Source organism: Colwellia sp. (assembly GCF_013215345.1).
Taxonomy (GTDB): Bacteria; Pseudomonadota; Gammaproteobacteria; order Enterobacterales; family Alteromonadaceae; genus Colwellia.
Genome location: NZ_JABSOV010000078.1, coordinates 1 through 10,732 on the forward strand (window position 1 = coordinate 1; position 10,732 = coordinate 10,732).

At 39.0% G+C, this 10,732-nt stretch carries 13 protein-coding genes and 1 pseudogene; 3 read left to right on the forward strand and 11 right to left on the reverse strand.

Annotated features, from left to right (window positions below; translation table 11 throughout):
* The 10 genes from HRT50_RS12410 to HRT50_RS12455 all read right to left on the reverse strand — a co-directional run.
* On the reverse strand, positions 1 to 600 hold a 600-nt coding region (locus HRT50_RS12410), incomplete at its 3' end, for a flagellar basal body P-ring protein FlgI (RefSeq protein WP_291614946.1).
* A 100-nt stretch (positions 601 to 700) separates the two neighbouring features.
* Positions 701 to 1,441 carry a flagellar basal body L-ring protein FlgH gene (gene flgH / locus HRT50_RS12415; protein WP_291614948.1) on the reverse strand — a complete coding sequence of 247 codons (741 nt, stop codon included), beginning with the start codon at positions 1,439 to 1,441 and terminating at the stop codon, positions 701 to 703.
* A 72-nt stretch (positions 1,442 to 1,513) separates the two neighbouring features.
* Positions 1,514 to 2,302, reverse strand: coding sequence for a flagellar basal-body rod protein FlgG (gene flgG / locus HRT50_RS12420; protein ID WP_291614951.1), 789 nt, complete (start codon positions 2,300 to 2,302; stop codon positions 1,514 to 1,516).
* A gap of 82 nt (positions 2,303 to 2,384) precedes the next feature.
* Entirely contained in the window at positions 2,385 to 3,128 is a 744-nt protein-coding gene (flgF, locus tag HRT50_RS12425; RefSeq protein WP_291614953.1) for a flagellar basal-body rod protein FlgF, read from the reverse strand.
* Between the two features lie 218 nt (positions 3,129 to 3,346).
* A complete protein-coding gene (flgE, locus tag HRT50_RS12430; protein ID WP_291614955.1) occupies positions 3,347 to 4,651 on the reverse strand; it encodes a flagellar hook protein FlgE in 1,305 nt (434 codons plus the stop codon).
* A gap of 365 nt (positions 4,652 to 5,016) precedes the next feature.
* Entirely contained in the window at positions 5,017 to 5,709 is a 693-nt protein-coding gene (locus tag HRT50_RS12435; protein WP_291614957.1) for a flagellar hook assembly protein FlgD, read from the reverse strand.
* Positions 5,710 to 5,760: 51 nt separating this feature from the next.
* Entirely contained in the window at positions 5,761 to 6,192 is a 432-nt protein-coding gene (gene flgC, locus HRT50_RS12440; protein WP_291614959.1) for a flagellar basal body rod protein FlgC, read from the reverse strand.
* A 2-nt stretch (positions 6,193 to 6,194) separates the two neighbouring features.
* Complete coding sequence (flgB, locus tag HRT50_RS12445) at positions 6,195 to 6,593, reverse strand: flagellar basal body rod protein FlgB (protein WP_291614961.1); 399 nt, start codon at positions 6,591 to 6,593, stop codon at positions 6,195 to 6,197.
* Positions 6,594 to 6,743: 150 nt separating this feature from the next.
* A complete protein-coding gene (locus tag HRT50_RS12450; protein WP_291614963.1) occupies positions 6,744 to 7,574 on the reverse strand; it encodes a protein-glutamate O-methyltransferase CheR in 831 nt (276 codons plus the stop codon).
* 98 nt (positions 7,575 to 7,672) lie between these two features.
* A complete protein-coding gene (locus HRT50_RS12455) occupies positions 7,673 to 8,602 on the reverse strand; it encodes a chemotaxis protein (protein WP_291615008.1) in 930 nt (309 codons plus the stop codon).
* Positions 8,603 to 8,810: 208 nt separating this feature from the next.
* Between HRT50_RS12455 and flgA the strand changes: the two genes are divergently transcribed.
* The 3 genes from flgA to flgN all read left to right on the forward strand — a co-directional run bounded on the left by flgA (position 8,811) and on the right by flgN (position 10,470).
* Entirely contained in the window at positions 8,811 to 9,503 is a 693-nt protein-coding gene (gene flgA / locus HRT50_RS12460; RefSeq protein WP_291614965.1) for a flagellar basal body P-ring formation chaperone FlgA, read from the forward strand.
* A gap of 163 nt (positions 9,504 to 9,666) precedes the next feature.
* Positions 9,667 to 9,975, forward strand: coding sequence for a flagellar biosynthesis anti-sigma factor FlgM (gene flgM, locus HRT50_RS12465; RefSeq protein ID WP_291614967.1), 309 nt, complete (start codon positions 9,667 to 9,669; stop codon positions 9,973 to 9,975).
* A 48-nt stretch (positions 9,976 to 10,023) separates the two neighbouring features.
* Positions 10,024 to 10,470 (forward strand): flagellar export chaperone FlgN, encoded by a 447-nt coding sequence (gene flgN, locus HRT50_RS12470; RefSeq protein WP_291614969.1) that lies wholly within the window; start codon positions 10,024 to 10,026, stop codon positions 10,468 to 10,470.
* A 101-nt stretch (positions 10,471 to 10,571) separates the two neighbouring features.
* On the opposite strand, the pseudogene HRT50_RS12475 reads toward flgN, so the two are convergent.
* A pseudogene (locus HRT50_RS12475) lies at positions 10,572 to 10,732 on the reverse strand (flagellar biosynthesis protein FlgP); the annotation flags it as partial.

Sequence of the window (10,732 nt, forward strand, 5' to 3'; positions counted from 1 at the left end):
CAAACGCTTCGCAGTGGTAAAGTCAGAGTGTCGTAAATTAAAGGTAATGTGATCTCCGGATGAAAAAGGTGATTTAACCTCTCGCTCAACAATAGCACCGTTGGCGATACGACCTACCGTTGGAATATTAACTAACACTTGCGAGCCATCTAAACCTTGTGCACCTAGACCACTAACGATTAAAGATCCTTGGGCTACCGCATAAGCATTACCATCGATGCCCATTAAAATAGTTTGTAATAAGGTACCACCACGTAGGCTATTAGCACTACCCATACTAGAAACAGTAACATCTATAGTTTGCCCCGTTTTGGTAAAGGCTCTTAATTCAGCATGTACCGCTACAGCAGCAACATTTTTGATTTTTGGTTTTAGTTTTTCTGGCATAGTAATACCAAAGTTACTTAACATAGTTTTAAAACTTTGCTCGGTAAACGGGCTTTGCTCACCGGTGCCAGGTAAACCAACCACTAAACCATAACCCACTAATTGGTTTGAACGTACCCCAGCAACATCGGCTAAATCTTTAATACGCTGAGCACTTACTGACGAGGATGCCAATAATGCCAGGAGGATAAATGTATTTATTACTACTTTCATTAGACTTATACCTTAGATTGAAACCTTAAACTAAACCCTTAAAAAACACTTTGAACTGAAACTCTGCGTTAACGCCAAGCCTATTTTATCTGTGAAGAAACTAAAATGGCCACCAAGAGCTGTTGAAAAACTTAACCATCCAACCTTGCTCATTGGTATCCGCAAAGCTACCGGTACCTGCATATTGAATGCGCGCATTGGCGACTTTAGTTGATAAAATAGTATTGTTAGAATTAATATCTTTGGAGCGAATAACACCCGTTAAGCGAATATATTCATCGCCATTATTTAGCGTTAACCACTTTTCACCACGAATCATTAAATTTCCGTTAGGTAACACTCTCAGTACATGGACTGAAATATTGCCAGTTAAGCTGTTACCTTGATCAGCTTTTGAGTCACCTTTAAAGCTTGAATCTTGACTGATACCGAATTGAAGTGATTCACCCCCAATAGTGACTGGAAAACCACCTAGACCGGTAACAGCATCTAAGCTACTGTCATTTTCTTTTTTTAGCTCAGTTTTAGCATTTTTCTTGGCTTGCGTTCTTTCACTTAAAATAACTGAAATAATATCGCCAACACGGTGCGCTTTAGAGTCTGAATAAATATTATTAACGTAATTGGGTTTAAATAATGATCCCGTCGGTACAATACGTTCTTCTTCTTCTTCTGGCATTATTGGCGCAAAATCAGGGTCGTTTGGCAGTGCTTTACTTAATTCGACGGTATTACTACAAGCTGTAGTAACAGCAATTAATAAGCTAACGGAAAGTAACTTAACCATGGATAAATAGCCTTTGCTTAAGGTAAATTTGCTTAAAATGGTTTTACTTTTCATCACTGCCTCCTGTTTGTTCACTAAGTTAAACTCAACTATATAAAAGTGAACAATATAAAATAAGAATTTGTACTAAAGCTGTTGATTGATATAACTCAGCATCTGATCAACGGCGGAAATCACTTTGGAATTCATTTCATAGATACGCTGACTCTCAATTAAGTTAACCAGCTCTTCCGTGGTATTTACATTGGAAGTTTCAAGTGCGCCTTGGACCAACATACCGTAACCTTCAAGGCCAGGTACCCCTTCTTGTGGCGCGCCACTGACCGCAGTTTCTATATATAAATTCTGCCCTACTGGCTGAAGGCCGGTAGGGTTAACAAAGTTGATTAAGTTAATTTGACCTACCACGGCAGGCTCCGCCTGTCCTTGCAGTGTCACTGAAACTTCACCATCTTGAGAGACAATAATGCTTAGGGCATCTTCAGGAATAGTCACTTGCGGCTGAATAAGATAACCCGCACCAGGAGTAACCATATTGCCTTCGTCATCCATGGTAAATTGACCATTACGACTATAAGCAGAGCTACCGTCTGGCATCAATATTTCAAAGAAACCCTCACCTTGAATCATCAGATCAAGCGCGTTATCTGTGGTAATCATGTCACCTTGGGTATGAATCTTTTGCGTGGCAACTACTTTGGTACCCGCACCTAACATCAAACCTGACGGCGCTTCCGTATCTTGTGCCGTGCGGCCACCGGGTTGATTAATATTTTGATAAAGTAAATCTTCAAAAACTGCCCGGCTTTTTTTAAAGCCTATGGTGCTAGCATTCGCTAAGTTGTTAGAGATTACCGCAATATCTTTATTTTGCGCATCTAAGCCGGTTTTACTTATCCATAATGCTGGGTTCATACATCACCTCTGATTGAGTGGTAACTGTTCACGACAAACAGGTAAACATTTACTAAAATATTGCTATATATATTGTCAATGCTTAAAAAGCACGTAATAACGAAGCAGCACTGGCATCAATTTCTTCTGCGGTCTTCATCATTTTCAATTGCATTTCAAACTGTCGCTGTAATGCAATCATCTCGGTCATTTCATTAATTGGGTTAACATTACTTGATTCTAATGCGCCGCCGAGAACATTAACGTTAACATCGGCAAGTAATTGCCCACCATTTTTGGCGCGAAAAAGACCATCATTGCCTTTTTCAACTAAACGAGTATCTGGATTCACTAACTTGATACGGCCTACTTCTTCTTGCACACTACTCGGTGCACCTTCTGGCTGAACCATGATGGTGCCATCACGAGAAATTTGAATATTATTTACCGGTAGCGGTAGGGTAATAGGGCCATCTTCACCTATAACGAGTTCGCCATCATTAGTTTCTAATGCGCCAGTTTCGGTTAAACGAAAATGACCACCACGGGTATAAGCTTCTTGACCATCTTCAGCTTGCACGGCAAAAAAGCCATCACCTTCAATGGCAACATCTAATGAACGACCGGTATGAAGGACTGAGCCTGAGTCAAAATTTTGGCTAGCACGTTCTGTCATTGAAAAAACACGGGAAGGTAGCCCCTCGCCAAATGCCTGCATACTACGCGCTTGTGCTAAATCGGCTTTAAAGCCAGTGGTTTTAGCATTCGCCAAGTTGTTGGCATTTATTGATAAGGCTTGCATGTTTTGTTTAGCACCACTCATGGCGATATAAAGCAACTTATCCATAATGATTTTCCAAAAATAAAAGGTCATATCTAGTAAATGCAAGGAGGGTGCCAGCTATCATAAAAGCACTTATTGGAAGAGAGAAATAAAGCGGTTAGTCTGTAGGGGGGTATAAAATAAAAAAGCTGCTAGTGGCGTCTAGAAAAACGCCTGCTAACAGCTTTATCATTAACTTACTGGCGTGTACTCTTTGCCAATAACGTTAACGGTTATGAAAACTATCTAATTTGTAAGATAGTTTGGTTTAACTGGTTATCAACTTCCAAGGCGCGCGAGTTGGCTTGGAAATTTCTCTGGGCAGAAATCAAATCGATTAATTCGGTGGTTAAATTAACATTGGATTGCTCTAATGCCGAGGAGTTAATGGTACCAAAAGTACCTGCTCCCGCTTCACCGGCTAACGCTTCACCGGAAACAATACTCTCTTTCCATGAAGTATTTCCTACTTGAGTGAGCCCTTGATTATTGGCAAAGCTAACTAACGCAATACGCGCTAAAGGTTGCTCGGTACCATTACTGTAAGTTGCGCGTACCAGACCATCAGTACCAATATTAATACCGGTTAAACGGCCAACCGCTAAACCATCTTGCTTTAATGAGGTTACTTCAAAATTAGAGGCAAACTGGGTTGGTTCATTCGAGTTTGGTCCTGTGTTATCTAAATTAAAATCGACAATAATCTCCTGAGATGGATCAGCGCCATTACTTAATATCGCCGCGTTCAATGGTGCGGTTTTAATAAGAGTAGGGTTTTGAGTATCGAAGTCACCACTCGGAGTAAAGGTTAATCGTGCGCCGTTAATACCCGCACCATTATTAACTGGTCCGGTAGGAATATCGACCAATATATTATCTACGGCAGAGTACATGTCCCAAGTATTCGGCGCTGACTTTATAAAGTAATAAGTCATTACATGGCTGTCGCCTAACGAATCAAAAATGGTTACCGAGGTTGAGTTGTTATAGGTTAGTGGGTCAGTATGGTCAAAGGTAAAGGCGGGTATAGCATCACCCGCAGGTAAATTCATCTTAACATCCACCTCACTTGTTTTTGTTGGTGCGCCAGAAGCTGTCGGTATTTGTATTGGCGCTGAGGTACTTAGCGCTACCGATGAAGAAGAGCCATCAGCATTAACTGGAAAACCCAATAAATAACCACCGGATGAATTAACGACAAAATTGCTGTCGTTTAATTTAAATTGACCGGCACGGGTGTAAGAAGTCTCTAAACTGTCAATTTCAGGTACAGTGGCAAAAAAACCGTTACCGGTAATAGCTAAATCAAGGGAGTTATTGGTAAATTGAATACTGCCTTGGGAAAACTGCTGAGCAACATCTGCCGTTAAAACACCATCACCTACTTTAGTTTTACCTGAAGCCAGTAAAGATGCTGCATATACATCAACAAACTCTGCTCGAGACTCTTTAAAACCAACAGTGTTAACATTGGCAATATTGTTTGATGTAACATCTAAGTCTTTTTGTGCGGCGTTTAGCCCGCTTAATGCAATATTAAATGACATAGTTTAATCCTCTTAAAAATTCGTTCGGCAACAACAAAATAATCTAATTATAATGTTGTAAACCCACTTAAATGCTTCACGGTTACAAACCGCTTAATGCACCAATAAAGTTAAATAACATAATCTAACTCTCTTAAAAATTCGTTCGGCGACAACAAAAATCATATAATGCTAATGTTGTAAACCCGCTTAAATGCTTCACGGTTACAAACCGCTTAATGCACCAATAAAGTTAAATGACATAATCTAACTTTCTTAAAAATTCGCTACTTTGCTTAATACCTGCCTAGCTAAATTTTTGTTAATGCTCGGCCAGGTAAAGCCTATATTTGCTACTTAATTAAAACGCTAAAATTCATTTAAATTTAGCTGTCACCATCGGCTATTTCTACCACATCAGCTAATGCCATAGAACTTCCGCCGTTAAGGTTAAGTATGATACTGCCGCCAGCACCGGCTAAAGTGACGCTATCTACTTTACGGAATGTCATCGCCTCTATTTCAGCGGCTTGCCCTTCGACCAAACCAACAATACGGAAACGATAAGCGCCTTCCGGAGCTGGTTCGCCCTTATCTGTTTGACCATCCCAAGTAAAGGTAATACCACCGGCGGCAACACTCCCTACTGGCACTGTTTGAATAATTTCACCGGCAATATTTTCAACATAAATATTAACGTTACTGGCTGCAGTGTCTGTAACCAGCTTGCCTTTTACCATTTCACCCTCTTCCATGCCAAAGACATTGTCTTCGACCAAAACACTTCGTCCAACAAGCGATGAAGCTTGCAGTGCTTGGCTAGAAGTCATGGAGCCGGCAAAACTGTCAAAAGAATCATTAAGTCTTGACACACCATCAGTGGTGGAAAAGGCAGTCATCTGCGAGATCATTTCATTGTTATCAACCGGCTTAGTTGGATCTTGATTCGCTAATTCTTGAGTTAACAGCGCAAAAAAGTCAGCCTGAGTGAGCATGCCTTTATCTTGCTCTGCTTCTTTATATTCTTCTTTTTGCCAACGAATTCCATCTAAGGGATTAGTATTAGTAACGGATGTCATTATCTACTCCTACGTTTTGCAATAGACTAAATATAATATCAAAATGGCTCATTATCTTTGCCCTAACTGTAAAGTTTTATTGAGCATGTTTTTGGCTGACTCAGCTAGTTGCACGTTAGTTTGATATGAACGAGACGCAGAGATCATATTAGTCATCTCTTCAATAACATTAACGTTTGGTTTATAGATATAACCGTCTTTATCTGCCATTGGGTGATGAGGTGCATATTCAACATTTAGCGGCTTATCACTTTCAACAATGCCTAAAACACTAACCCCGACACCACTGCCGTCATGTTTCCCTTGCCCTGCGGCAGCTTCTTGCATGGCTGCGGCAAAAACAGGATGTCTAGCGCGGTAAGTTTTATCGGCACTACTACTAACGCTATCAGCATTAGCTATATTACTCGCGGTTGTATTCAAGCGGACTGATTGTGCGCTCATACCGCTGCCCGTAATATCAAATACGTTGAAAAGACTCATAATTATTGACCTCCGCTAATTACTTTCTTCATGGCTTTTATCTTGCCATTAAGAAATTGAACACTTGCCTGATACTCTAATGAGTTTTTTAGATACAAGTTTCGTTCCACTTGTACATCTACAGTATTACCATCACCGGTATCAGGTTGATCGGGTATACGATAATTGACAGAATTATTTAGTTCCATACGAATATCAAAGTGTTTGTCATTGGTACGCGACATGCCCATTTGTTGCTTATTTGCGGCTTGTGCCATTGCTTGTTTGAAATCTAACCCTTTAGCTTTGTATCCAGGCGTATCGGCATTGGCAATATTACTGGCAATAACTTCGGCACGTTGAGAGCGAATAAGCATGCCCTGCGAGTGTAATTGAAAGCTTTGATCAAATCCTATAGCCATAATAGCCTCACGATTATTTACGTTATAGCTAAATGATATTCAATATTTATGCCAAAGGATTAAACTAGGTAGTTGTAAAAGAAAGAGAGTAGCTAGTAAGAATGGTTGCTAACAGCTATTTTAAATAGCTGTTAGCAAAATGTGGTTGGATTATTTTTTCTGATAAACGATACCAGGATTACAGCGTAACATAGTAAAATCTTGGTTTATTCCGGATAAAGACTCCGAGGCCCCTAAAAATAAATAGCCCTCGGGATTTAATGCGCCATGAATTTGACTGATTATTTGTGACTTAATTTCCGGTGAGAAATAAATCAAGACATTACGACAAAAGACAATATCAAAACGGCCCATCAAGCTATAACTATTCAGAAGATTAAGCGGCCTAAAACTGACCATTTTCTTGACTTGATCTTTAATCTTCAACATACCGTTATCACCGGCTTCAAAGAAGCGCTTCTTACGTTCTTCCGATAGGCCACGAGCAATAGCTAAACTATCATAGTGACCGTATTTACAGTGCTCTAACATTGTTGTTGAAATATCGGTACCAATAACCTGTACACCACGAGGGAATGATCCGGGATTTTTTTGTTGGTACTCCAATACAGACATAGCAATTGAGTAAGGTTCTTGACCAGAGGAACTTGCGGCCGACCAAATTTTAACTGGGGTTTTCCTATTAGCAAAATCTGGCAATAATTTACTTTGCAGTAACTTATACGGGTAATCATCTCGAAACCATAAGGTTTCATTGGTAGTCATGGCATCAATGACTGCGGCACGTAATTGCCGCTCTATCGGAGAAAGTGTCCGAGTAACTAATTCACCTAGTGAACTAACATCAAACTTAGCCATTAACGGGGCTAAGCGGCTCTTAACTAAATATTGCTTATTTCCACCGAGCACAATGCCACATTGCTGCTCTAAAAAGGTTCTGAATTGGTTGTAACTTTTTTCATCAAGTTCTCTTGCTGACACAATAGCTTCCTGTTTATTTCGAAGTATTCATCTAAATCCACCAAAATTGGGGGGAGCCATAAACTAACGTCTAATGGCGTTGAAGTAGTATTGAAGCGTTAATCTTCTATTTTTAACCATTTTTTTACAGCTGTAGCTAATTCATCTGGGTGAAACTTGGCAATAAAATCATCTGCCCCCACTTTTTCAACCATGGCATTATTAAATACCCCACTTAACGAGGTATGTAAAATAATGGGCATTTTGGCCATGCGATCATTACCTTTAACTTCTGCAGTTAAGGTATAGCCATCCATTTCTGGCATTTCAATGTCAGAAATCATCAAGGCAACTTTTTCAGTAATACTATGTTCACACGTCGCCTCAATCGCTAATAACTGTTCTAGAGCATCACGACCATTTTTAGCTAAAACCATATTAATACCTAATGGTTCAAGTGCTCTTCTAACTTGGTTTCGTGCAACCGTTGAGTCATCAGCAATCATCACCAGCTTATCGCCTAGACTTTCACCGACGCTAGGATCAATTATATCTTCACTTACTACCGTTGAAACAGGACTAATTTCATTTAAAATTTTCTCAACATCTAAAATTGACACCATTTGGTCATCTATTTCAGTGACAGCGGTTAGGTAGCTAGATTTACCGGCGCCCTCTGGTGGAGGCATGACATCCGCCCAACTTAAGGTAACTATTCGTTCTACGCCGGCAACAAGAAAGCCCTGCACGCTTCGATTATATTCAGCAATGATAATAAAGCTATCTGCTGTTTGTTCGATTGCCCTGCCCCCGGTGGATTTACTTAAATCAATGACAGAAATAGTCTGGCCACGAATATGAGCAACGCCTTTAATATAAGAGTCTTGTCCAGGTAATATAGTTAATCTCGGGCATGGCATCACTTCACGCACTTTAAATACGTTAATGCCAAAGAGTTGCCTACCGACAAGTTTGAAGAGTAGCAATTCTAATCTGTTCTCGCCTACTAGTTGTGTGCGCTGATTTACCGAATCGAGTATGCCTGCCATATAAACCTCATGTAACACCGTACCCATTTATAATGTTTAAACAAATAAACACTTAAGGCACAATTCTTGAATTGTATTTAAAATATAGAGTTGATAATCACACTAAGCGCCTGATAGTTGACGCTTGATTTAACCTCATTTCATACTGTTAACTTAGGTTAAGCATAGACGATTATTTGCATTTACTTAAAGATAGATAACAAAATATATGCGACTTACCAAACATTTTTTATTTTTTTTATTCTTATTGCTCATTAAGCAGCCAATTGTTGCTGCAACCGGACTAGACAGTGCATTTATTGAACGTTTTACACATACCTATTTAATAGAAAAATTCCCTTCAACTAACGAAGAAAAGGTTCGTATCTCTGTTGCTCGCTTAGATCCCAGAATAGTAATAAAGTCGTGCAAGATTCCCTTAACAGCAAATATATCTGATAAAAACAGTACGAGAAATGTAAATGTAAAAATTAGTTGTGATGAATCAATACCATGGAAAATATATTTATCGGCCAAAGTTGAAATAACTAAAGCAGTTTTAATTGCAAAAAGTACGATTAACCAAGGAGACCGGCTTGACGAAAGCAATGTCGAGCTAGCTTACATAGCCATCAACAGAATCCGCGGTGAAAAAATAACCGATACTGCCATTGTTTTTGGCGCTAAGGCTAAAAGGCGTATCACTAAGGGTAAAACCATTAGTAAAAGAAGTATCTGCTTAATTTGTAAAGGCGATGTGGTTACTATTACTGCCTCATCAAAAGTCTTCACTATCAAAACCCAAGGCATAGCATTAAGCTCTGGTAATATTAATGAGCAAATTAGAGTAAAAAACACTCGTTCAAATAAAATTATCACACCGCGTGTCAAAGCTATTAACCAAGTAGTAATTAATCTATAATCAAAAGATACACAATCTAGGTTAACAAATAATTATACGGTTAACTTACGTGTGATGTTATTTATATTTTAATGTATTTTTAGCTAAAGTTATTCTGCTGATGGCCGATAACAAGGCAATAGAACTCATTTAAAATATCATTTCATTGCTATAGGATGAAATTATGGCTATAAATATCAACAACTTGAATGCAAACAATCAAGTTCAACAGACTCAGCAACAGCAAGTAAAGCAGCAATCTGCGCAAACGTCATCAAGTAATGCACAAGTAAAAAGTGCCGGACAAGACTCAGTGTCGATTACTCCGCAAGCAAAACAGCTGAATGAATTACAGAAGAAAGCCGCAGATGCGCCAGTGATTAATCAAAAGAAAATTGATGAATTAAAAAAGGCTATCAGCGCTGGTGATTATAAAATAGATCCAGAAAAATTAGCGGCTAGTATTGCTAGCTTTGAATTTAAGCTAATTTAACGATAGACTGTTAGGCATATTATTTATAGCTAAATCAAAGGTAAGCCTATGTTACAAGGGTCGAATCACCAAGAATTAACTTCCAATGAATTGTTGATGCTACAACACCAGCAATTAACGGCACTGGCTCAAGTAATTGCTAATGAAAAGAATATTTTACAGCAACACGATCCACAATCGCTACTCACCGTCAGTCAAGAAAAAAATACCCTGCTATTAGCCATTCAGCAACTAGACCAAAACATATCTCTACACCAAGGCTTCGCGCAAGATAAAGCCGCAGGGAAATTAGTCTCCCAACTAGCAGAAATCACCGAGTTGTTAAAACATTGTCAACAGCAAAATTTAGTCAATGGCCAAATCATCCAACACTCTCAACTCGCCGTAGAGCGTATGAAAACCAGTCTATTAGAGAGCCATAATAAGAATGCTATTACTTATGACAATAAAGGCAAAAAAAGTGCCGGCCTGTCAAGTTTAGGACTCAAAGCTTAGTTATATAGAATTGAAACCACAAAAAAGGCGTTAATCATTAAGATTAACGCCTTTTTTGTTTTATTATTGCTAGTCGGTTAGGTAGTTTGTAGCTATAGCAATTAGAAGTAAGTTACATCTGTAATTTCTTTTCTATTTTGGTTTGCTTGATAAATATTATAGACATCTTCAAAATCGAGTAGTAATTCAGTGGTATAAACATCGCCAACAGGATAGCTCTTCACTACTTTAGCACCGCGTATAATGCCTTGAACTGAAGCCC